Annotated in this window: 19 protein-coding genes; 8 read left to right on the top strand and 11 right to left on the bottom strand. The window is 73.2% G+C overall.

Annotation, left to right across the window (positions count from 1 at the left end; all coding sequences use genetic code 11):
- Window positions 1-130: 130 nt before the first annotated feature.
- On the bottom strand, window positions 131-2,776 hold the full coding sequence (locus ALMP_RS41040; protein ID WP_264937100.1) for a LuxR C-terminal-related transcriptional regulator: 2,646 nt from the start codon (window positions 2,774-2,776) through the stop codon (window positions 131-133).
- 264 nt (window positions 2,777-3,040) lie between these two features.
- Between ALMP_RS41040 and ALMP_RS41035 the strand changes: the two genes are divergently transcribed.
- The 7 genes from ALMP_RS41035 to hypE are packed head-to-tail and all read left to right on the top strand — an operon-like array spanning window position 3,041 to window position 10,979.
- Window positions 3,041-4,786 (top strand): hydrogenase maturation protein, encoded by a 1,746-nt coding sequence (locus tag ALMP_RS41035; protein ID WP_264937099.1) that lies wholly within the window; start codon window positions 3,041-3,043, stop codon window positions 4,784-4,786.
- Window positions 4,783-5,370: a hydrogenase maturation protease gene (locus ALMP_RS41030; RefSeq protein ID WP_264937098.1), complete on the top strand. Its 588-nt coding sequence runs from the start codon at window positions 4,783-4,785 to the stop codon at window positions 5,368-5,370. The genes ALMP_RS41035 and ALMP_RS41030 overlap by 4 nt, the downstream gene beginning before the upstream one ends.
- 39 nt (window positions 5,371-5,409) lie before the next feature.
- Window positions 5,410-6,138: a hydrogenase nickel incorporation protein HypB gene (gene hypB, locus ALMP_RS41025; protein ID WP_264937097.1), complete on the top strand. Its 729-nt coding sequence runs from the start codon at window positions 5,410-5,412 to the stop codon at window positions 6,136-6,138.
- The gene (hypF, locus tag ALMP_RS41020; RefSeq protein WP_264937096.1) at window positions 6,135-8,456 is read left to right on the top strand and encodes a carbamoyltransferase HypF; all 2,322 of its coding nucleotides are present in this window, start codon (window positions 6,135-6,137) and stop codon (window positions 8,454-8,456) included. The genes hypB and hypF overlap by 4 nt, the downstream gene beginning before the upstream one ends.
- A 3-nt stretch (window positions 8,457-8,459) precedes the next feature.
- Window positions 8,460-8,780: a HypC/HybG/HupF family hydrogenase formation chaperone gene (locus ALMP_RS41015; RefSeq protein WP_264937095.1), complete on the top strand. Its 321-nt coding sequence runs from the start codon at window positions 8,460-8,462 to the stop codon at window positions 8,778-8,780.
- On the top strand, window positions 8,777-9,919 hold the full coding sequence (gene hypD, locus ALMP_RS41010; protein ID WP_264937094.1) for a hydrogenase formation protein HypD: 1,143 nt from the start codon (window positions 8,777-8,779) through the stop codon (window positions 9,917-9,919). The genes ALMP_RS41015 and hypD overlap by 4 nt, the downstream gene beginning before the upstream one ends.
- Entirely contained in the window at window positions 9,912-10,979 is a 1,068-nt protein-coding gene (gene hypE, locus ALMP_RS41005) for a hydrogenase expression/formation protein HypE (RefSeq protein WP_309299615.1), read from the top strand. The genes hypD and hypE overlap by 8 nt, the downstream gene beginning before the upstream one ends.
- Before the next feature lie 105 nt (window positions 10,980-11,084).
- On the opposite strand, the gene hypA is transcribed toward hypE, so the two are convergent.
- The 10 genes from hypA to ALMP_RS40955 all read right to left on the bottom strand — a co-directional run bounded on the left by hypA (window position 11,085) and on the right by ALMP_RS40955 (window position 19,639).
- Window positions 11,085-11,441, bottom strand: coding sequence for a hydrogenase maturation nickel metallochaperone HypA (gene hypA, locus ALMP_RS41000; RefSeq protein WP_264937093.1), 357 nt, complete (start codon window positions 11,439-11,441; stop codon window positions 11,085-11,087).
- Between the two features lie 7 nt (window positions 11,442-11,448).
- Window positions 11,449-11,652 (bottom strand): hypothetical protein, encoded by a 204-nt coding sequence (locus tag ALMP_RS40995; RefSeq protein ID WP_264937092.1) that lies wholly within the window; start codon window positions 11,650-11,652, stop codon window positions 11,449-11,451.
- A gap of 47 nt (window positions 11,653-11,699) precedes the next feature.
- Complete coding sequence (locus ALMP_RS40990; RefSeq protein WP_264937091.1) at window positions 11,700-11,906, bottom strand: hypothetical protein; 207 nt, start codon at window positions 11,904-11,906, stop codon at window positions 11,700-11,702.
- Window positions 11,907-11,947: 41 nt separating this feature from the next.
- Window positions 11,948-12,544: a DUF5947 family protein gene (locus ALMP_RS40985; protein ID WP_264937090.1), complete on the bottom strand. Its 597-nt coding sequence runs from the start codon at window positions 12,542-12,544 to the stop codon at window positions 11,948-11,950.
- Window positions 12,541-13,083, bottom strand: coding sequence for a NifU family protein (locus tag ALMP_RS40980; protein WP_264937089.1), 543 nt, complete (start codon window positions 13,081-13,083; stop codon window positions 12,541-12,543). Before ALMP_RS40980 ends, ALMP_RS40985 begins: the two co-directional genes overlap by 4 nt.
- Window positions 13,076-14,869 (bottom strand): nickel-dependent hydrogenase large subunit, encoded by a 1,794-nt coding sequence (locus tag ALMP_RS40975; RefSeq protein WP_264937088.1) that lies wholly within the window; start codon window positions 14,867-14,869, stop codon window positions 13,076-13,078. The genes ALMP_RS40980 and ALMP_RS40975 overlap by 8 nt, the downstream gene beginning before the upstream one ends.
- A gap of 64 nt (window positions 14,870-14,933) precedes the next feature.
- Window positions 14,934-16,022 (bottom strand): hydrogenase expression protein HypE, encoded by a 1,089-nt coding sequence (locus ALMP_RS40970; RefSeq protein ID WP_264937087.1) that lies wholly within the window; start codon window positions 16,020-16,022, stop codon window positions 14,934-14,936.
- A gap of 1 nt (window position 16,023) precedes the next feature.
- Window positions 16,024-17,682 carry a hypothetical protein gene (locus ALMP_RS40965; protein ID WP_264937086.1) on the bottom strand — a complete coding sequence of 553 codons (1,659 nt, stop codon included), beginning with the start codon at window positions 17,680-17,682 and terminating at the stop codon, window positions 16,024-16,026.
- A 172-nt stretch (window positions 17,683-17,854) separates the two neighbouring features.
- Entirely contained in the window at window positions 17,855-18,241 is a 387-nt protein-coding gene (locus ALMP_RS40960; protein ID WP_264937180.1) for a VOC family protein, read from the bottom strand.
- Window positions 18,242-18,691: 450 nt separating this feature from the next.
- Window positions 18,692-19,639 carry a polysaccharide pyruvyl transferase family protein gene (locus tag ALMP_RS40955; RefSeq protein ID WP_264937085.1) on the bottom strand — a complete coding sequence of 316 codons (948 nt, stop codon included), beginning with the start codon at window positions 19,637-19,639 and terminating at the stop codon, window positions 18,692-18,694.
- Window positions 19,640-19,984: 345 nt separating this feature from the next.
- On the opposite strand from ALMP_RS40955, the gene ALMP_RS40950 reads away from it, so the two are divergent.
- On the top strand, window positions 19,985-21,479 hold a 1,495-nt coding region (locus ALMP_RS40950; RefSeq protein ID WP_264937084.1), incomplete at its 3' end, for a cbb3-type cytochrome c oxidase subunit I.

The following is a 21,479-nucleotide window of genomic DNA, read 5'->3' as shown; positions in this document are numbered from 1 at the left end:
TCGTGCGCCCTTCCCTGCGATGGTCCGCCCTGCCAGGTGGCCCGCCTTCACCCGGCAGAGGTGAACCCGCGCCGGGAGGGTGAGGTGCGCGCCGGTGGCTCACAGCGGCCGCGACGCACACGCCGGTGGCTCACAACAGCCCCAGTTCGCGCGCCCGGCGCACCGCGTCGCCGCGCCGGCCGACGGCCAGCTTTCGGTAGGCGCTCTTGAGGTGGGTCTTCACCGTGTTCACGGACACGCACAGGTCGGCCGCGATCTCCTGTGCCGACATGGTCTGCGCCAGCCGGCGCAGCACGTCGCGCTCGCGTCCGCTCAGCTCCTCCACGAGCGGCGGCGGTGCCGGTCGCGGCGAGGGGGCGCCGGTGAGCCAGCCTCCGGTCAGCCCGCGCAGGGCCGGCGCGTCCAGCAGGGGGCGCAGCCAGGGGCCCGCCTCCAGGAACGGCCGGCGCAGCCGCTCGCGCCGGGCGTCACGGAGCGCCTGGGCGACGAGTCGGCGGGCGGCCGTTTCGTCCCCCGCCTGGTGGAGGGCCTGGGCCCGTACCAGGGTGGCCCGGACGGTCACCGCCGGACCGGGCCGGTCGTCGGCCGGCAGGCTGTCGATGAGGTCCAGTGCCTCGCCGTGGCGGCCCGCCGCGAGCCGTGCCCGCGCCACCTCGACCGCGCAGGCCGTGCGGTGGCGCGCCGCGCCGCTGAGGATCTCCGCGGCCGTCTCCGGCCGCCCCTGGGCCAGGTGGGCGGCGGAGGCGACCAGGGCGGTGTGGTCCTCGGCCCACGGCGAGGCCACCGCCGCGGCGATGGCCGGGTCCGCCGCCTTCAGCGCGGCACGCGCGTCGCCCTTGGCCAGCAGCAGACGCCCCCGGGTGATGGCCCGGCCCGCCTCCGTCACCGGGTCCTCGGGGAGCGCGCGGGAGGCGGTCGCCTCGTCGAGGAGGGCCTGGGCGCGGTCGAGTTCGTCGCGGTCGACGAGGACGGCGGCCAGGACCAGCCGGCCGATGCCGGACCCGGACCGCTGGGGCAGGCCGTACCGTTCCGCCTCGTCGGCCGCCGCGCGGGCCTTGTGCTCGGCCCGGCCGGGCCGGCCGTCCAGGTAGTCGATCAGGGCCAGGTGGCCGAGGCAGTCCAGCCGGGGCAGGGCGGTGGCGGCGCCGCCCGGGTGCCCGGCGACGGCCGACAGGGCGGCGCGCGCGTCGTCGAACCGTCCGGCCCACAGTCGGACGGATCCCAGGTGGGTGAGGAGCAGGGCGGTGAGTTCCGGATGCTCGTCGAGGAGGTGTGCGGGCACATCCGGTCTGAGCCGCCGCGCGGTCTCGGCGGCGTGTTCGGCCCGGCCCGGGGAGCCGGTCAGCCGGGCGGCCAGGGCTTCCAGGAGGGCGCAGCTCAGCAGGGCGGCCGCGGGGCCGGACGCGTCCCGGGCGAGGTCCTCCTCGGCGTGGCGCAGATGGACCAGACCGTGGTCGAGGTCGCACCGCGCCAGCTCGCGAGCGGCACGGACGAGGTCGGCGGGAGCGCCCCTCGCCTCGGGGCTCATCCGTGCGAACAGGTCGGAGAGGTCGTCGGAGCGCAGGCCGGTGAAGAGCTGCCCGATCGCCAGGTCGTCGACGACGGCGCGGGCGGTGAACTGCCAGTCGCCGGCCTCGGCGCCCTGGGCGAGCGCTTCGGGCAGCGCCCCGGAGCCCCGTAGCCACCGGGCGGCCCGGCGGCGCAGTTCGGGCTCCAGGCCGGGGGCGCGTTCCCGCAGATGGGCGCGGAGGATCTCCGCGAACAGCGGGTGCAGGCAGTACCAGGAGTGGTCGAGGTGCTGGACGAACGCGTTCTCGCGGTGCAGCGCGGCCAGGATCGGCTCGGCGTCGGTGCGCAGCGTCACCGCGTTCACCAGGTCCGGGCAGAACCGTTCCAGGACGCTGATGTTCAGCAGCAGCTCCTGTGTCGCGGGCGGCTGCCGGTCGAGCACCTCGGCCAGCAGGAAGTCGGCCACCGTGCTGCGGCCGGCCTCGAACCGCTTCAGGTAGGTGTCCGGGTCCGCGCTCCGCCGGGCGGCCAGGGCGCACAGTCTCAGGCCCGCGGCCCAGCCCCGGGTGCGTTCCACCAGGGCGCGAACGGCGCTCGGGGCCAGGCACAGACCGTGCGTCCGCAGCAGTGCCGCCGCCTCCTCGGCCGTGAAGGCCAGCTCGGCGTCCCGGATCTCCGTCATCTCGCCGGACGCCCGGTAGCGGTGCAGCGGCAGCAGGGGTTCGGTGCGGGTGACGAGGACGAGCCGCAGTCCCGGTCCGGCATGGTGCAGGAGGAACTGCAACTGGTCCGCGACGTCGGGGGCCGTCACCCGGTCGAACTCGTCCAGCACCAGGACGACGGGGGTGTCCCGGCCGCCGAGCGCGGCGGCGAGCCGGGCCAGCATCCCGCGGTCCACCCGGCTCGCCTCCGCCGGGGTGCCGACCTCCACGGGCACCGGCACCCCGGCGGACCGCAGGGCCTCCAGCAGATACGCCCAGAAGATCCCGGGAGACCGGTCGGAGTCGTCGGCGGTGAGCCAGGCGACCGGTTCCCGCAGGTCGGCGGCCCATTCGGCGACCAGCAGCGTCTTTCCCGCGCCGGCCGGCCCGTTGACCATCGTCAGCGGCGTCCCGAGGGCCCGGCTCAGGTGCCGCAGCAGTCGCTCCCGGCGCAGGAACGTGGCGGGCCGCCTCGGCGGGGCGAGGCGGGCGCGCAGGATCGGATCGCCCCTGGGGTCGACGCCACAGGACGCCGACCGGGGACCGGAGTCGTCGAGAGCGGCCATAGAACCCACCACTGCGGTCCGTCCAGATGTCGAGCGGTGCTCTTGCGCCCAGGGTCCCAGTCCGGACGCGCGGGCGCGCGTCGACGCCGCCGCGGCGGCCTCCGGGTCCGTCACCGCGTGTCCCGCGCGGAAGCCTCACGGAGGGCGCGCGGGGCGGGCGGCCGTTCCGCGAGCGATCCGGATGGAGGAAGAGACCCGGCGGAGGCCGGCGAAACGCCGTCGGGGTCCTTCTCGACGTCCACGGCAGGGGCGAACATCCGCGTCATGGACATCTTGCTCGTCGCCAGCGCGTTCAACAGCCTCTCCCAGCGTGTGTACGCGGAACTGTCGGACCAGGGGCACCGGGTGGACGTCGTTCTCGCCTCGCGCGGCGCCGACGCGGTGCGGGCCGCCGTACGCGAGGCGCGCCCGGACCTGATCGTCGCTCCGATGCTGAGGACGGCGCTGCCGGAGGACGTGTGGCGGGAGCACACCTGCCTCGTCGTGCACCCGGGACCACCCGGCGACCGCGGCCCGTCCGCGCTGGACTGGGCGATCGCCGAGGAGGCGCCGCGCTGGGGGGTGACGGTGCTCCAGGCCGAGGCGGCGATGGACGCCGGCGACGTGTGGGCCGCCGAGTCCTTCCCGGTGCCGCCGGTCGGCAAGAGCGACCTGTACCGGGGCGAGGTCTCCGACGCCGCCTCGGCCGCCGTCCTGCTGGCCGTGCGGCGGTACGCCGACGGATCGTTCAAGCCGCAGCCGCAGAGCGATCCCGGGATCCGGGTGGTGTGGCGTGACTTCTTCCGCCAGGAGCGGCGACGGATCGACTGGGAGAACGACGGCACCGCGACGGTGCTGCGCAAGCTGCGCGGCGCCGACTCCCAGCCGGGGGTCCTGGACGAACTCCTCGGCCGGGAGGTGTTCCTGCACGGCGGGCACCCCGAGGACCGGCTGCGCGGACGCCCCGGGGAGCTGCTCGCCACCCGGGCCGGGGCGGTCTGCCGGGCCACCCGGGACGGCGCGGTGTGGATCACGGAGCTGCGCCCCCGCAAGTGCTCCGGCGCCCCGGCGCCCTTCCGCCGGCCTGCGGCGTCCGTGCTGGCCTCCTTCCCGGCGCCGTCCGGCGTCGCCGAGGGGCCGCCGCGCTCCGACGGCGGCCCGCACTGGCTGCCGGAGCACACCGCCCCGCTGGAGCTGCCCCCGGACCGGAGCACCTGGAGCGACATCCGCTACCGGCGCCACGGCGACGTCGGGTTCCTTGCCTTCTCCTTCCCCGGTGGGGCGATGAGCACCGACCACTGCCGCAGGCTGCTCGCCGCCTACCGGTACGCGCTCGCCCGCCCCACCCCGGTGCTGGTGCTCGGCGGAACCCGTGACTTCTTCTCCAACGGCATCCATCTGAACGTGATCGAGGCGGCGAGCGACCCGGCGGGCGAGTCCTGGGCCAACCTCAACGCCATGAACGACCTGGTCGAGGCGGTGCTGCGGACCACCGACCGGCTGGTGGTGGCGGCGCTCGGCGGCAACGCGGCGGCCGGCGGCGTCATGCTCGCCCTGGCCGCCGACGAGGTGTGGTGCCGCACGGGCGCCGTCCTCAACCCGCACTACCGGCGCATGGGCCTGTACGGGTCGGAGTACTGGACGTACACGCTGCCGCGCCGGGTGGGAGCCGAGACGGCGCGCCGGCTGACGGCCGAGGCGTTGCCGGTGAGCGCCGCGGCGGCCGCGCGGACCGGGCTGGTGGACCGTCCGGTGCCGGTCCCGGCGCGGGAGTTCACCGCCGAGACCGAGCGCATGGCGGCCGCGCTCGCCGGCGCCCCGGACCTCGGGCGGCGGATCGCCGCGAAGGCCGCGGCGCGCCGGGCGGACGAGGAGCGACGGCCGCTGGCCGAGTACCGGCGGGACGAACTCGCCCGGATGCGTGCGATCTTCTTCGACCCGGGGGCCTCGTACCACGCTCTGCGGTCGGCCTTCGTCCGCAAGCTGCCCCAGGATCCCGCCACGCAGACGGTCACCGGGGGTGCGCGATGAGCGCGCGGCTGCTGGTGGCGGGGGTCGGCAACATCTTCCTCGCGGACGACGCCTTCGGTCCCGAGGTGATCCGTGCCCTGGAGCGGCGCCCGCTGCCGTCCGAGGTGCGGGTGCGGGACTTCGGCATCCGCGGCATGGATCTCGCGTACACGCTGCTCGACGGCTACGACACGGCCGTCCTGGTCGACGCGGCCGTGCGGGGGCACCGGCCGGGCACCCTGTCGCTGATCGAGCCGGAACCGCCGGACCGGGCCACGGCCGCCGCACCGCCCGAGGCGCACGGCATGGACCCGGCGAAGGTGCTGGCCCTCGCCGCGCACCTGGGCGACGAGCCGCTGCCACGGGTCCTCGTCCTCGCCTGCGAGCCGGAGGTACGGCCGTCCGGCGACGAGGACATCGCCCCGGGCCTCAGCGGGACGATGCGTGACGCGGTCGAACGGGCCGTCGCCGCCCTGCACACGATGGTGCCGGTGCTGCTCGCGGACCCCGCGGCCACACCCCCGTTGAGCCGCCCGGAGGAATCCACGGCCCCCTCCCCGGCCGGTCGCCCGCCCCTCGTGGCCGGCGGCGCCGAGGATCGATAGCGGTCCGGCACACCCGAATTTCCGCGAGGAGCAGCGCCCATGTGCGAGTCCGCCGACGACGTCACCCAGGCCGTCCTGGCGAAGAACGACGGGCTGGCCGCGGGCCTGCGCGAGGACCTCGCCCGGCGCGGGGTGAGCGTGGTCAACCTCCTGTCCAGCCCGGGCAGCGGCAAGACGGAACTCCTCGGACGGGTGCTGGCCCGGGCGGTGGAGCGGGGCGTCCCGGTGGCCGCGCTCACCGCCGACCTGGCCACCGAGAACGACGCCCACCGGCTCGCCCGCTCGGGCGCTCCGGTGAAACAGCTGCTGACCGACGGGCTGTGCCATCTGGAGGCCCGGCAGCTGCGCGGCCATGTGGAGGAGTGGCTGCCGCGCGACACCGCGCTGCTGTTCGTGGAGAACGTCGGCAACCTCGTCTGCCCGGCGGCCTACGACCTCGGTGAGAGCCTGCGGGTCGTGCTCATGGCGGTGACGGAGGGCGAGGACAAACCGCTGAAGTACCCCACGGCCTTCGGCTCCGCCCATCTGGTGGTGGTCACCAAGACCGATCTGGCCGAGGCCGCCGGTTTCGACGCGGCCGCCTTCACCGACCATGTACGGCGGGTCAACCCGGGGGTGGAGGTGCTGCGGTCCTGCGCCCGGACCGGCGAGGGTGTCGACACCCTCCTGGAGCGGGTGCTCGCCGTACGGGACGGGGCGCCCGTCCACCGGCCTCCCCTGGCGCCGCACCCGCACGGCCACGTCCACGCGGCCGCCCCCGTCGCGTGACGGCGCCCGTCGCACAGGCCGTGCGCCGCCGTGTCACCGTGCGCGGCACGGTGCAGGGCGTGGGATTCCGCCCGTTCGTGCACCGCCTGGCCACCGACCTGGCGCTGGCCGGGTTCGTGAGCAACACGGCGAGCGGTGTGCTCATCGAGGTGGAGGGCCCGCCGGACGGTGTCGCCCGCTTCTGCGACCGGCTGGCCTCGGAGCCACCGCCGCTGGCCGCCGTCACCGGGATCGGGGTCGAGGACCTGCCCGCCACCGGTGCCGACGACGCCTTCACGATCCGTTCCACCGAGCGCTCCCCGGGCCGCACCCTGCTGCCGCCCGACACGGCGACCTGTGCCGACTGTCTGCGGGAGCTGGCCGAGCCGGCCGACCGCCGCCACCGGCACCCGTTCGTCACCTGCACGCACTGCGGCCCCCGCTTCACCATCGCCACCGCGATGCCGTACGACCGGGCGGTCACGACCATGTCCGGCTTCCCGATGTGTCCCGCCTGCGCCCGGGAGTACGGCGATCCCGGCGACCGCCGCTTCCACGCCCAGCCCGTGGCCTGCCCGCAGTGCGGGCCCCGGTTGCGCCTGGTGCCGGCCGCCGGAAGCGGGGTCCGCGCCGCCCGGGACGCCGACGCCCTGGCGGCGGCCCGGACGCTGCTGGCCGCCGGGCGGATCGTCGCCGTCAAGGGCCTGGGCGGCTACCACCTGGCGTGCGACGCCACCGACGCGCGGGCCGTGGACGCGCTGCGCGCCCGCAAGGCGCGCGGCGACAAGCCGTTCGCGGTGATGTGCGCGGATCTCGACGCCGTGCGGCGGATCGCCGTGCTCTCCCCCGCCGAGCGGGCCGCCCTCACCGGCCCCCGCCGCCCGATCGTCCTGCTGCGCCGGCGCGCACGACAGGACGCCCTGGCGTCCTGTGTCTGCCCCGGCAGCCCGCACCTCGGCGTGATGCTGCCCTACACCCCCGTGCACACGCTGCTGTTCGGGCTGCCCGGCGATCCGCCGGGCCCGCGGGTGCTGGTGATGACGAGCGGCAACCGCTCGGGGGAGCCGATCGTCACGGACGACGAGGAGGCACTGACCCGGCTGGCGGGGCTGGCCGACGCCTGGCTCGCCCACGACCGGGCCATCGCCTCGCCGTGCGACGACTCCCTGCTGCGGGTGCGCCCCGACGGCACCGAACAGGTGCTGCGCCGCTCCCGGGGGTTCGTGCCGCGCCCGCTGCGCCTGCCGGTCGTGGTGCGGCCCGCGCTCGCCGTGGGCGGCGACCTGAAGAACGCCCTCTGCCTCGGCGAGGGCGACCACGCCTGGTTCGGCCCGCACATCGGGGACATGGGTGACCTGGCCACGCTGGAGGCGGCGCGGCGGGCGGAGTCGCAGCTGCGGCGCCTGACCGGCGTCAGCCCCGGACTGGTCGCCGCCGACCTGCACCCGGGGTACCACTCCGTGCGGTGGGCCGCCCGGCTGCTGCCGGACGCACCCGTGCCGGTGCAGCACCATCACGCGCACATCGCCTCGGCGATGGCCGAGCACGGCCTCGACGGCACGACACCCGTGATCGGCGTCGCGTTCGACGGCACGGGATACGGCGACGACGGCACCGTGTGGGGCGGCGAGGTCCTGCTCGCCGACTACACCGGCTACCGGCGCTTCGCCCATCTGGCCCCCGCCCCGCTGCCCGGCGGAGACGCGGGGGTGGCCAACCCGTGCCGTCTGGCGCTGGCGCGGCTGTGGGCGGCGGGGTTGCGGTGGGACGCTGCCCTGCCCTGCGTCACCGCCTGCACTCCTGATGAACTGGCCGTTCTGCGACGGCAGTTGGACCAGGGGCTGGCCTGTGTGGCGACCTCCAGCATGGGCCGGCTCTTCGACGCCGTGTCGTCCCTCGTCGGCGTGTGCCACCGCGCGGGATACGAGGCCCAGGCCGCCCTGGAGCTGGAGGCCGCGGCCGCGTCCGCCTGGGACGCCGACAGCTCGGCGTACGCCTTCGGCATCGCCGCCGGGGTGTGCGATCCGGCGCCCGTGCTGAGCGCGCTCGTCGACGGCCTGCGGCGCGGCACCCCGGTCCCCGTGCTGGCGGCGCGTTTCCACCGTGGCGTGGCGCGGGCCGTCGTGGAGATCTGCCGGGGCGCGCGCCGGGCCACCGGCCTGACGACCGTCGCCCTCAGCGGCGGGGTCTTCGCCAACGCGCTGCTGGAGGAGGAGTGCGCGCGGCTGCTGGCCGGGGACGGCTTCGCGGTGCTCCGCCACGGTGAAGTCCCCCCGACCGACGGCGGGCTGGCCCTCGGCCAGCTGGTGGTCGCGGCGCACGAACGACAAGAGGAGTGACCCATGTGTTTGGCAGTGCCCGGCAAGGTCGTGGCCATCGACGACGGCGCCGACCCGCTCACCGGGCTGATCGACTTCGGCGGTGTGCGCAAGCAGGCGTGTCTGGAGTACGTGCCCGACGTGCGGGTCGGTGAGTACGTCATCGTGCACGTCGGGTTCGCGCTCCAGCGCCTGGACGAGGAGTCGGCCCTGGCCTCCCTGAAGCTCTTCGAGGAACTGGGGCTGCTGGAGGAGGAGTTCGGCGACGCCTGGGAGCAGGCGGCCCAGGAGGCGGGCACCGCCGTGGCGGCGGAGCACCAGGACAGCGGGAGTGAGGCCCGGTGAAGTACATCGACGAGTTCAACGACCCCGCTCTGGCCCGGCGGCTGCTGGACGAGATCCACGCCACCGCCACCCGGCCGTGGGCCCTGATGGAGGTGTGCGGCGGACAGACGCACTCGATCATCCGGCACGGCATCGACCAACTGCTGCCGGAGAAGGTGGAGTTGATCCACGGCCCCGGCTGTCCCGTCTGTGTCACGCCGCTGGAGGTCATCGACAAGGCGCTGGAGATCGCCGCGCGTCCGGGCGTGATCTTCTGCTCCTTCGGGGACATGCTCCGCGTGCCCGGCACCGACCGTGACCTGTTCCGGGTCAAGGGCGAGGGCGGCGACGTACGCGTGGTCTACTCGCCGCTCGACGCCCTGGAGCTGGCTCGCCGCCACCCGGACCGGGAGGTGGTCTTCTTCGCCATCGGCTTCGAGACGACGGCCCCCGCCAACGCGATGGCCGTGCACCAGGCACGCCGCCTCGGCCTGACCAACTTCAGCCTCCTGGTGTCGCATGTGCGGGTGCCCCCGGCGATCGAGGCCATCATGACCGCCCCCGCCTGCCGGGTGCAGGGCTTCCTGGCCGCCGGGCACGTGTGCAGCGTGATGGGCACGGCCGAGTACCCGCGGCTCGCCGAGCGGTTCGGTGTGCCGGTCGTGGTGACCGGCTTCGAACCGCTGGACATCCTGGAGGGCATCCGCCGGGCGGTCCGCCAGCTGGAGCGCGGCGAGCACCGGGTGGAGAACGCCTACGCGCGGGCGGTGCGCGAGGACGGCAATCCGGCCGCCGTCCGCATGATCGAGGAGGTGTTCGAGGTCACCGACCGCAACTGGCGCGGCATCGGACCCATCCCGGGCAGCGGCTGGCGGCTGACCGAGGCGTTTCGCGCGTACGACGCCGAGCACCGCTTCGACGTCACCGGGATCCGCACCGAGGAGCCCGCCGAGTGCCGCAGCGGCGAGGTGCTCCAGGGGCTGATCAAGCCGACCGAGTGCGCCGCGTTCGGCACCACCTGCACCCCGCGCACCCCGCTCGGCGCCACGATGGTCTCCAGCGAGGGGGCCTGCGCGGCCTATTACCTGTACCGCCGGATGAACGCCCCGACGCCGCAGGCCGACCGGGCCGCGCGGGAGGAGATGAACCCCGTTGCCTGAACTCACCGACACGGTCGACCCGGCCGCCTGGACCTGCCCCGCTCCGCTGCGCGACCAGCCGGTGGTGGTGATGGGGCACGGCGGAGGCGGCGCGCTCTCGGCGGAGCTGGTGGAGCAGGTCTTCGCCCCCGCCTACGGCAACGCCTCCCTCGCCGCGCTCACCGACTCCGCGGTGCTCGAACTGGGCGGCGCGCGGCTGGCGTTCTCCACCGACTCCTATGTGGTCCGGCCGCTGTTCTTCCCCGGTGGCTGTCTCGGTGACCTCGCGGTCAACGGCACCGTGAACGACCTGGCGATGAGCGGGGCCCGGCCCGCGTACCTGTCCGCCGCCTTCGTGCTGGAGGAGGGCGTGGAGCTGGCCGTGGTGGAGCGGATCGCGCGGGCCATGGGCGCGTCGGCCGAGGCCGCCGGCGTCACGATCGCCACGGGCGACACCAAGGTGGTGGAGTGCGGGCACGGCGACGGTGTGTACGTCACCACCGCCGGGGTGGGGCTGGTCCCCGACGGGGTGGACATCCGTCCCCAGCGCGCGCGGCCCGGTGACGTGGTGATCGTCAGCGGCCCGATCGGCCTGCACGGCGTGGCGATCATGAGTGTGCGGGAGGGACTGGAGTTCGGCGCGGAGGTGGCCAGCGACACCGCGCCGCTGGCGGACCTGGTGGCGGCCATGCTGGCCGTCACGCCCGACATCCATGTGCTGCGCGACCCCACCCGGGGCGGGCTGGCCGCGTCCCTCAACGAGATCGCCCGTGCCTCCGGTACCGGTGTCCGGCTGCGGGAGCGGGCCGTCCCGGTGCCGGACGCGGTGGCGAACGCCTGTGGCTTCCTGGGGCTCGACCCCCTCTATGTCGCCAACGAGGGCCGGCTGGTCGCCTTCGTGCCCCCGTCGGCGGCGGACGGAGTGCTCGCGGCGATGCGCGCCCATCCGCAGGGTGCGGGGGCCACGGTGATCGGCGAGTGCGTCGCCGACCATCCCGGCATGGTCGTGGTCTCCACCGGCCTCGGCGGCACCCGTGTCGTGGACCTGCCGCTCGGGGAGCAGCTGCCGCGCATCTGCTGAGCCGTCAGCACGGGAGTGGCCCCAGCCGAGGTGTCGGCGGGGGCCACTCGGGATGGGTGCGGCCGGTACGGGGGCGCGACCGGCCCACTCGCGCCGGGGCGGGGCCTAGGGCGAGGCCGGTACCGGCTCGATGGCGGTGATCTCCAGTTCCCGGCCGCTGCGCAGCTCGGTGGAGGGCCGGTCGCAGCGCGGGCACCAGAAGAACGGGGGCATGCCCACCGGGAACTCCTCGGCGCACGGGCCGCAGTAGGCCCGTGCGGTCACCTGTTCGACCACGAGCCGTGCCGAGGCGAGCGCGGTGCCGTCGCGGGCCACCTCGAAGGCGAAGGTCAGGGCGTCGGGGACGACCCCGGCCAGCTCGCCGACGCGGACGGTCACCGCCGAGACGGCGTCCGTCCCGTCGGAGCGGGCCAGTTCGTCGGCCCGCTCGATGATCGCGGTCGCGATCGACAGTTCGTGCACGGTCGGCTCACGGGTAGCGGTGGCCGGCCCGGAAGCCGCCGGCCATCCGCCAGATCCGCGCCTCCCGCCGCAGGCTGGGCAGCTCCCACAGGAGCAGCCCCAGTGCCATGCCGCCCAGCATGACGGCCTCGGTCTTCAGCACCCGCTGTCCGGACATCCCGGCCGCCCTGCCCTCGGCGGTCGACCTGCGTGCTCGTTGGATCATCATCATGTGCCGCGACTCCCTGCTGTCCGTCGTCCCGTGTCTCTCGTCCCGTCTCATCCCGGCGAGATGTTCGGCATGGTCTCCGCGAGGGCGTCATGCCGCTTCCAGTGGATCCCGGTGGAGCGGCGCGCGTCGGCGGTGCCGTCCTCGTGGTGCCCGGTCTGCTCCTCGTACCGGCCCTTGTTGCCCTGGTGCATGCCGGCCACGTGCCGGGGTGTGTCGGGCTTCGCCTGAGGCCGGCCCACTCTGATGCTGCCCATGGGTGATCTCCTTCCTCGCCTCCGACCTGCGGAGTGCGTCCTCATGACCGCTCGGTGAGGTCCTCGAAGAACCGCTCGACGGCCGGCCAGATCCGGCCGCCGCCGGACAGGCCGCGCCATTCCCGGCGGACGACCGCGACCATCCGGTAGCAGTCGTCGATCGGCACGATCCAGTGGTGGTCGAGGCCGTGGACGGTGTTCACCAGCAGTGCCTCCACCTCGGGTTCCACGGTGGCGAGCGGTGGACACGTCTCGGCCAGCCGCTGCCAGGCCGCCGCGTCCACCTCCCACCGCATGGCCCCCGCCGGGCTCGGGCCCTGGGCGGTGACGGTGCCGTCGGTCCGGGGCACGAAGAAGACCAGGCCGACGGGTACGCCGAGGGCCGCCGTGTCGACCTTGGGCAGCCGGATCCGGCGCCGGGGCACGAGCCGGCAGTGTCCGTCGCCCGCCCCGCCCTGGGCGAACAGCACCGAGCAGGGGCCGCAGACGCAGCGCACCTGGTCCTGCCGGGTGTCGTACAGGTGGGGGTGTTCGTCGGGCACCGGCGCGGCGCACAGGTCGCACACCTCCGCCTCGGCCGCCGCCGTGCCGTCGGCCGAGGAGCGGATGAGGCGGGCCAGCGCTCCGTCCGTGGTCACCGTGCGCCCCGGTGGGTCAGGGTGGCCAGTGGTACGAAGGCGGGGGCGGTGGCGGTGAGCGGTTCCACCGCGGTCAGTTCGGGTGCCGCGGCGAGCACCGCCTCACGGACGGCGGCGGTGACCTCCGAGGCTCCACCGCCGCAGCCGGAACCGCAGCCGCCGCCCGCCGTGAGCCGCACCCGGGCGACGTCGCCGTCGACACCGGCCCACTCCACGTCCCCGCCGCGTTCGCGCACGGCGGGCCGCAGCCGTTCGACCGCGCGGGCCGCCCGGCGCTCGGCGGGCTCGGGGTGGATGTCGTGCAGCACCAGCAGGTGTCCCAGCAGCTCGTCGTCGGCCAGGCGGTCGGCCAGCCGCCCGTCGGCGTGGTCCAGGACCCGGGCCAGCGCCTCGCCGTAGACCTCGGTCAGCAGTCGTACCGCCTCGGTCGCGGAGCGGGTGGTGGGACCGGGTGCGGACTGGAGTGTCTCCAGCAGCTCGTCGAGCCGGGCGAGCCGGGCCTCCACGTCCGGGTCGGGGAGGCGGTCGGCCTCAGCCATGGTTCGCCCCGTACGTCGGCGAGTGCAGCGTGGTCAGCGTCTTGCCCTTGCCGACGTACATGTGCACGCCGCACGGCAGGCAGGGGTCGAAGCTGCGGACGGTGCGCATGATGTCGACGCCCTTGAAGTCGTCGGGCCCGTTCTCCTCGAAGATGGGCTGGCCCTGGACGGCGTCCTCGTAGGGGCCGGGGGTGCCGTACATGTCGCGGGGGCTGGCGTTCCACGGGGTGGGCGGATACGGGTGGTAGTTGGCGATCTTCTTGTCCTTGATCACCAGGTGGTGGGAGAGGACCCCGCGCACGGCCTCGTGGAAGCCGCAGCCGATCGCCTCGTCGGGCACCTCGTAGTTCTCGAACACCTTGGTCTCGCCCGCGCGCACCATCCCCATGGCCTCTTCGAGGAACTGCAGGGCCATGGCCGCCGCGTAGGCGACGAAGTACGGCCGGGCGCGGTCGCGTTCGATGGTGTTGCTCCACGGCGGGATGCGCCACTCCAGGGTCGTCTCCGGGAGCTTCTCGCCCTTGGGGAGCGAGATGCGCACGCTGTTGCCGGTGGCCTTGACGTAGGGGGTGTCGACCAGGCCGCTCAGCGCGGTCGACCACAGCCGGGCGAGCGGGCCGCCGCCGGTGTCCAGGGCGAGGTGCTGCCCGCTGGCCTTGTCGTACCAGCGCGGGCTCATCACCCAGCTGTACTTGTCGCCGAAGTCGCGCTTCTGCGGGACCGGGACGGTCGTCTGGTTCCACGGGTGGCGCATGTCGACGGGGTTGCCGAGCGGGTCGTGGGTGACGAAGGGCTGCTCGTTCACCCAGTCCTCGTAGTAGGAGCTGCCGAGCAGGACGCGCAGGCCGAGGTTGATGTCGACGAGGTTGTTGGTGATCAGCTCACCGTCGACGACGACACCCGGGGTGACGTACATCTGCTTGCCCCAGGTGTTCATCGTCTCGTACCGGTAGTCGACGGTCCTGGGGTCCTGGAAGGCACCCCAGCAGCCGAGCAGGACGCGGCGGCGGCCGACCTCCTCGTAGCCGGGCAGCGCCTCGTAGAAGAAGTCGAAGACGTCGTCGTTCATGGCGACGGCCTTCTTGACGAAGTCGATGACCCGCATGAGCCGGCTGAGGTAGTCGGTGAAGGCGGTCGGCTGCGGCATCGTGCCGACACCACCGGGGTACAGCGTCGACGGGTGGACGTGCCGTCCCTCCATGAGACAGAACATCTCACGGGTGATCCGGCTCATCTTCAGGGCTTCCTTGTACACCGCGCCCTCGAAGGGGTTGAACGCCCGCATGATGTCGGCGATCGTCCGGTAGCCGTGGATCTCGCCGCGGGGCGACTCGGTGCGTTCGGCGCGGGCCAGCACACCGGGGTTGGTGGCCTTGACCATCGCCTCGCAGAAGTCCACGAACACCAGGTTGTCCTGGAAGATCGTGTGGTCGAACATGTACTCGGCCGCTTCGCCGAGGTTGACGATGTAGTCGGCCAGCGGAGGAGGCTTGACGCCGTAGGCCATCTGCTGGGCATAGTCGGAGCAGGTGGTGTGGTTGTCGCCGCAGATGCCGCAGATGCGGGACGTGATGAACCCCGCGTCCCGTGGGTCCTTGCCCTTCATGAACACCGAGTAGCCGCGGAACAGCGACGAGGTGCTGTGGCATTCCACGACTTCCCGGTTGGCGAAGTCGATCTTCGTGTAGATGCCCAGGTTCCCGATGATCCGGGTGATCGGATCCCAGGACATGTCCACGAGCTGTGGCGGCTTGCGCTCCGTGGGCCGGGCCTCGGTGGTGGTCATCTGTGGTACTGCCCCTCGCTGTCGGTGATGTGGGGACGGGTGGTGGGGTGCGCGTGGTGCGGCATCAGGGCCGCCAGCGCGGGTCGTAGCCGCTGGTCAGCTTCCGCTTGTTGTGGCGCCACTTGGGCTCGTGGTTGACCAGCTCGTTCGTCATGCCGCGCAGCCGGCGGATGACCGCCCCGTACGGCTTGATGGCCAGGGACGACAGGGTGCCGCCGGGCGGCTCGTCCATGAACGGCATGAACGCGTCGGGGAAGCCGGGCATCGTGCAGCCGATGCAGATGCCGCCCACGTTCGGGCAGCCGCCGATGCCGGCCATCCAGCCGCGCTTGGGCACGTTGCAGTTGACGACCGGACCCCAACAGCCCGTCCTGACCAGGCACTTGGGCGAGTTGTAGTCCTTGGCGAAGCTCGCCTGCTCGTAGTACGCGCCGCGGTCGCAGCCCTCGTGGACCGTCTTCCCGAAGAGCCACTGCGGGCGCAGCATGTGGTCCAGCGGGGGTGGGGGCGCGGAGCCGGCCGCGTGGTAGAGGACCCAGACCAGGGTCTCCATGAAGTTCTCGGGCTGGATCGGGCAGCCGGGCACGTTGACGACCGGGAGGCCGCCCTGGGAGGTGTAGTCCCAGCCCAGGTAGTCGGCGAGGCCCATGCAGCCGGTCGGGTTGCCGGACATGGCGTGGATGCCGCCGAAGGTGGCGCAGGTGCCGGCGGCCACCACGGCCCAGGCCTTGGGGGCGAGTTGGTCGATCCACCAGTTCAGGGTCTGCGGTTCGCCGGTCTCCGGGTCGTTGCCGAAGGACGTCCAGTAGCCGTCGCCCTCGATGATGTTCTGGTTGGGGATCGAGCCCTCGATGACGAGGATGAACGGGGCCAGTTCGCCGCGCACCGCCGCCCGGTAGGGGGCGAGGAAGTCCTCGCCGCCCAGGCTCGGTGAGAGCACCTTGTTGACCAGGTTCACCTTCGGCAGGCCCGGGATCAGGCCGAGCACCAGGTCCTCGATGGAGGGCTGGCCGGCGGCGGTCAGGGAGACCGTGTCGCCGTCGCAGCTCATGCCCTCGGAGATCCAGAGGATGTGGATCTCCTCGAAGCCCTGCCGGTCCTCGGCGCGGCTGGGTTCCTTGCTGACTTCTTCGGTGCTGCTGTGCGTGGTCATGTCATCGGCCTCCGCTGCGGTGGGTCTCGGAGTCGGTCGTGTGCCGTGCCGGGGATGCGGCGGAAGCCGGTGCCGGCGGCTCGTCCGGGGAGCCGGCGGGTTCGAGGGGTTCGAGCTCGTCGGGCCGGAAGTAGTGGAAGCGGCCGTACCAGGTGTGCAGTTCGGACGCGGGATCGTCGTCGAGGGTGACGGCGAGGTGGGTGCTGCCGTCCACGTCGTGGAAGACGGCGGCCACTTCGGCGGTCCGCCCGGCCAGGAACATGTCCTGGGCGTCGGCGCCCCGTCGCCGGGGGTGGAGCCGTACGCGGCTGCCTCGGCCGAGGGCCGTGCCGTCGACGAGCACCGTGTCGGTGGACGGGTGGAGACCGTCGTCACCACCCTCCTGCCACCAGGCGGGACGTTCGGCGAGTGGGGACTCCTGGGCGGTCGGGGGTGCCGGTGCGGCCAGGGGTGCGGTGACGGTCGGGGGTGCGGCGGTGGCCGGGGACACGGCGGCGGTCGGTGGTGCCGGTGCGGCCGGGGACAGGGAGCGGACGGCGCCGTGCAGCCGTGCGAACACCTCCGGGGGCATGGTCTCGACGCGGTCGAGGATGGCGGCGGCCCGGGCGTCGGTGGCGCGCGCCTCGCGTTTCTCCTCGTCGGTCAGGAGCATCGTGCGCAGCGTGAGGATCTCGTCGATCTCCGCCGCGTCGTGCAGGTCGCCCGGGCTCTCCGGAGCCACCTGGGGGTGGTCGGGCAGGATGATCGGGGAGGACAGCAGGACGTCACCGCCGGGTTCGCCACCGGATTCACCGCCGGGCGCGCCACCGGGTTCGCCTCCCAGGACGGGGAAGGTGAACTCGTTGCGGCAGGCGCGGGCGTGGGCGATCAGATCCGTGGGCGGATCGGTCAGCGAGACGAACTCCACGCCGTCGCCGCCGACGAGGGTGTGGGTGGCGATGAGCGCGCGCCGCAGCGCCTCCTCGCGCGGGGTCCGCGGCTCGGGGGCGGCCCCGGTGTTCGTGGTGCGCACCCGCAGCCGGCAGAGGTCCGGCGCGAGCCGCTCGGCGGCGACGGTGACGTCCGCCCGTACCTCCTCGCGGCGCCGCACCACGCGCCCGGCGCGTCCCGGCAGCGACTCGATGTCCGCGCCGGCCGCCGCTCTCACCTGGACGGTGTGGTCCTCCTGGAGCAGTGCGTCCAGCGCGACCGTCACTTCCGCCTCGCGCGGCACCGCCTCGTCGAAGGTCAGATGCGTGGTGCCGTCGTCGGTGCGCAGCGACTCCACCTCGCGGCGGGCACCGTCCGGGCCGGTCTCCTCCATCTGTTTGCGCTGCGTCTGGAGGTACCGGAGGCGCACCCGTACGGACGCGCCGGGCCGACGGACACGCAGCAGGCATTCGGTCTGCTGGTACCAGGAGTCGGCGGAGCCGGACACACCGGGGACGACGGGACCGTCCGACTCCACCCAGTCGCGGGGGAACAGCACCCCGAACTGCCAGCGGACGCGGTTCTTGGCCGAGGAACGGCGGTAGGGGTAGAGGAGGTAGCCCTCGTACAGGACGGCGTCGGCGACCGCGCTCACCCGCGCGAAGACGTCCCGGGACGGGTCCGCCGGCACGTCCGCGCCGCCCTGTGCGGCAGCGCACGCCGTGCCGGCCTCCACCGTTCCCTGCGACATCGCGCCTCCTCGTGTCCGTGTGGGATCCCATGCCTTCCACCACGGTCACATCGCCCACCCGAACTCGCCTCCTCCGGCGCGGTTTCACTGGGCCGTTCGAGGTGCGGGCCGGACGCAGAGCGGCAGAGCCCCTCCGGGCCGGCGCAGGCCCGGAGGGGAACCCTCGGTCAGGTCACTCCGGGGCGTCCTGCGGGTACCAGCGCAGTTCCACCGTGTTGCCGTCGGGGTCGCGGACGTAGACGGACGTGGCGTTGCCGCGCGCGCCGAACCGCTGCACGGGGCCCTCCAGGACGTCGAAGGTGCCCGACGCGAGGACGGCGTCCCAGTCCACCGGCTCCACGGTGAGGCAGATGTGGTCGACGTTGGACTCGCCCCGGGGGCGGCTGACCAGGTCGATGATGGTGTCCGGGGTGACTCGCACCGAAGGGAAGGGCACCTCGCCGGCCCGCCACTGCGCGAGGCGCACCGGTTCCATGCCGAGTTGCCCGGTGTAGAAGTCCAGGGAGCGTTCGACGTCTTCGACGTTGAGGACCAAGTGGTCGAAGGCCTTCACGCGCAGTATGCCCACGGAGTTCCCTTTCCTGGTGTGAGGAGAGCACCGGGCCTGTGTCTGCCGACACTTGAGTGATGTCGGCGACCCGGCGCCGGTCGTACGGACGACCTGATGGACGCCCTCCACGATCGACCGCGGGGGGCGGTACCAAGTCATGATCGGTGGGCGATCGTTGAGCAAGATACCCGGCCCGTGACGCCCGACCGCGGCAACTCCTCGATGCGGTCGGCACGTTGTCCGGGACGGGCGGCCTCGCGGAACCCGACCGTGAGTCTGCGCGCCGTCGCGCCGCCGGAGGCCAGGCCCAGGCCCACCGCGGGAGTTGCGGTGCGGGCCCGCCGAGTCGCACGGCAGGCACGGGCGTCGGCCGGCCGCGGACGCCCGCCGGCCGCACCCTCGCCCCGACCGGACGGCCGGCCCTCACACGCCCGCCCCGGCCGGACGGCCCGCGACGTCTCAACCGGCCCGGTCCGCGACGCCCGACCGCAGCAACTCCTCCAGCCGGTCGGCGCCGTCCGGGACGGCGGCCTCGCGGAACTCGACCGCGAGTCTGCGCGCCGTCGCGGGCCCGGAGGTCAGGCACCAGTGCCACCAGTGTTCGAGTGCGGGGCCGTCGAGGTGCTCGGCGGGCACCAGTGCCGGCCAGTCGCAGGCACGGGCCTGCGCGGTCACTTTCGCTCCGCCCTCGACCGGGTCGACGGCCAGGGCCGGGACGCCCGCGCGCAGGGCGAGGACGAGTCCGTGCAGCCGGTCGGTGACGACGAGGTCCAGCCGGGTCAGGAGGGACTCCAGCTGGGCCGGTGTGGCGCACAGGCGCCAGTCGCGGGTGTCGAGCCGGGTGTCGAGCTCCAGGCGGACGCAGTCCCGGCCGGCCAGCCAGCGGACGACCTCCGCGGCGACCTCCTCGTGCCGCCGCGACGCGCCGTACTCGTGCTGACCGTGTGTGAGCACCACCCCGACGACCGGGCGTGCCGGAAGGGCGGGGGCGCGCGCCGCGAGGTCCCGGCCGGGCTCGGTGCCCGGGCCGTCCCGGGCCAGCAGATGGTGGAAGCCGGTCACGGCGGGGCTGTCGGGCGCGATGACGGAGGTCCCGACGGCGATCCGCACGCAGTGCGCGAACCGCCGGTGCAGTTCCTCGACCTGCCGTCCGTGCGCCGGGCCGCAGACGAACACGAGGTGCGAGTAGTCCTCGGGCCGCACGTCGTCCAGATGGAGGGCGTCGGGACGGAACCCGGGGCTCCAGGCCACGTCGTACGGGACTCCCCCGCGCCCCAGCGCGTCCCGCACCCGGTCCAGGGCCAGCACGTCCCCGGCGGTCACCTCCCCGTGCAGGAAGCTGAACCATCCGGTCAGCAGCACTCTCCGCGGTGCTCGCGCGCTGGATCCCCACAGTTCTTCGTGCACGGTTCCACGGGGTTCCCGGCGGGGCGGGGCCGCAATCACCGGCACCCGCGACGGCCCAGGGTGTGTGATGGCCGGTGACATCGTCAAGGGCCGGTCCACCGAGGTCGAGCAGCTGCAAAAGCATCGTCGACCGGCTCTGAGTCACGCCGGCGCGCCCGGGGAAGCCTCGCCCGCTCGGCGGCCCTCACGCCGCGGTCGGCTCGCCCGAACGAATGGATCGATCGGTCATTCAGCCTAGAATCCGCCCAAATCGCACTGTCTCAGCACATCGTCCGGACTACTTTCCGCTGGGCTGGTGGCGCGCCGCCCGCCTTCCGTTGCTGCCGACCGACCGAGGGAAAACCGATGGCGACACACACTGAACCGGTTGCTCCGGTACCGGCGGCGGAGCGCCGCAGCCGGGGCCAGGTGGTCGTCACATGGCTGACCACCACCGACCACAAGAAGATCGGCCACCTCTACCTGATCACTTCGTTCGGCTTCTTCCTGATCGGCGGAGTGCTGGCGATGGCGATCCGGGCCGAGCTGGCCCGGCCGGGCCTCCAGCTGCTGTCCAACGAGCAGTACAACCAGGCGTTCACCCTGCACGGCACGATCATGCTGCTGCTGTTCGCGACGCCGACCTTCGCCGGCTTCGCCAACGCGATCATGCCGCTCCAGATCGGTTCCCCGGACGTCGCCTTCCCGCGCCTGAACATGTTCTCCTACTGGCTGTTCCTCTTCGGCGGCCTGATGGTGGTCAGCAGCATGATGGTGCCCGAGGGCGCCGCCGACTTCGGCTGGACCGCCTACACGCCCCTCAGTGGCGGGGAGCGCACCACCCAGCTGGGCGGTGACCTGTGGATCATGGGTCTGGCACTGGGCGGTTTCGGCACGATCCTCGGCGCGGTCAACTTCGTGACCACCATCATCTGCATGCGCGCCCCGGGCATGACGATGTTCCGGATGCCGATCTTCACCTGGAACGTGCTGCTCACCTCGGTGCTGGTACTGCTCGCCTTCCCCGTCCTGGCGGCGGCCCTGTTCGCCCTGGAGGCGGACCGCAAGTTCGGGGCGCACGTCTTCGATCCCGAGAACGGCGGAGCCGTCCTCTGGCAGCACCTCTTCTGGTTCTTCGGGCATCCCGAGGTCTACATCCTCGCCCTGCCGTTCTTCGGCGTGGTCACCGAGATCCTTCCGGTGTTCTCCCGCAAGCCGATCTTCGGCTACATGGGCCTGGTCGGCGCGACCATCGCCATCACGGGTCTGTCGGTGACCGTGTGGGCCCACCACATGTTCGCCACGCAGGCCGTGCTGCTTCCGTTCTTCTCCTTCATGAGCTTCCTGATCGCCGTGCCGACGGGGGTGAAGTTCTTCAACTGGATCGGGACGATGTGGAAGGGCTCGGTGTCGTTCGAGCCGCCGATGCTGTGGGCGGCCGGGTTCCTCGTCACCTTCCTCTTCGGCGGCCTGACCGGTGTCCTGCTCGCCTCACCGCCGATGGACTTCCACGTCACCGACAGCTACTTCGTCATCGCGCACTTCCACTACGTGCTCTTCGGCACGATCGTCTTCGCGATGTTCGGCGGATTCAGCTTCTGGTGGCCGAAGATGACCGGCACCATGCTCGACCACCGCCTGGAGAAGATCCACTTCTGGACCCTGTTCGTCGGCTTCCACACCACCTTCCTCGTCCAGCACTGGCTGGGCGCGGAGGGCATGCCCCGTCGCTATGTCGACTATCTCGCCGCCGACGGTTTCACCGCTCTCAACACCGTCTCCTCCATCGGCTCCTTCCTCCTCGGCCTGTCCACCCTGCCCTTCCTCTACAACGTCTGGAAGACCGCCAAGGAGGGCAGGC

Origin of the sequence: Streptomyces sp. A012304, from assembly GCF_026008495.1 — a bacterium.
Classification (GTDB): domain Bacteria; phylum Actinomycetota; class Actinomycetes; order Streptomycetales; family Streptomycetaceae; genus Streptomyces.
The sequence above is the reverse complement of the archived record's forward strand: the minus strand, read 5'-3'. Positions and strand labels throughout refer to the sequence as shown.

Bases quoted from the DNA above. Each gene is read 5' to 3' on its own strand.
- ALMP_RS41040 (WP_264937100.1), bottom strand. From the start codon at position 2,776: ATGGCCGCTCTCGACGACTCCGGTCCCCGGTCGGCGTCCTGTGGCGTC.
- ALMP_RS41035 (WP_264937099.1), top strand. From the start codon at position 3,041: ATGGACATCTTGCTCGTCGCCAGCGCGTTCAACAGCCTCTCCCAGCGT.
- ALMP_RS41030 (WP_264937098.1), top strand. From the start codon at position 4,783: ATGAGCGCGCGGCTGCTGGTGGCGGGGGTCGGCAACATCTTCCTCGCG.
- hypB (WP_264937097.1), top strand. From the start codon at position 5,410: ATGTGCGAGTCCGCCGACGACGTCACCCAGGCCGTCCTGGCGAAGAAC.
- ALMP_RS41015 (WP_264937095.1), top strand. From the start codon at position 8,460: ATGTGTTTGGCAGTGCCCGGCAAGGTCGTGGCCATCGACGACGGCGCC.
- ALMP_RS40995 (WP_264937092.1), bottom strand. From the start codon at position 11,652: ATGATGATGATCCAACGAGCACGCAGGTCGACCGCCGAGGGCAGGGCG.
- ALMP_RS40990 (WP_264937091.1), bottom strand. From the start codon at position 11,906: ATGGGCAGCATCAGAGTGGGCCGGCCTCAGGCGAAGCCCGACACACCC.
- ALMP_RS40980 (WP_264937089.1), bottom strand. From the start codon at position 13,083: ATGGCTGAGGCCGACCGCCTCCCCGACCCGGACGTGGAGGCCCGGCTC.
- ALMP_RS40975 (WP_264937088.1), bottom strand. From the start codon at position 14,869: ATGACCACCACCGAGGCCCGGCCCACGGAGCGCAAGCCGCCACAGCTC.
- ALMP_RS40970 (WP_264937087.1), bottom strand. From the start codon at position 16,022: ATGACCACGCACAGCAGCACCGAAGAAGTCAGCAAGGAACCCAGCCGC.
- ALMP_RS40965 (WP_264937086.1), bottom strand. From the start codon at position 17,682: ATGTCGCAGGGAACGGTGGAGGCCGGCACGGCGTGCGCTGCCGCACAG.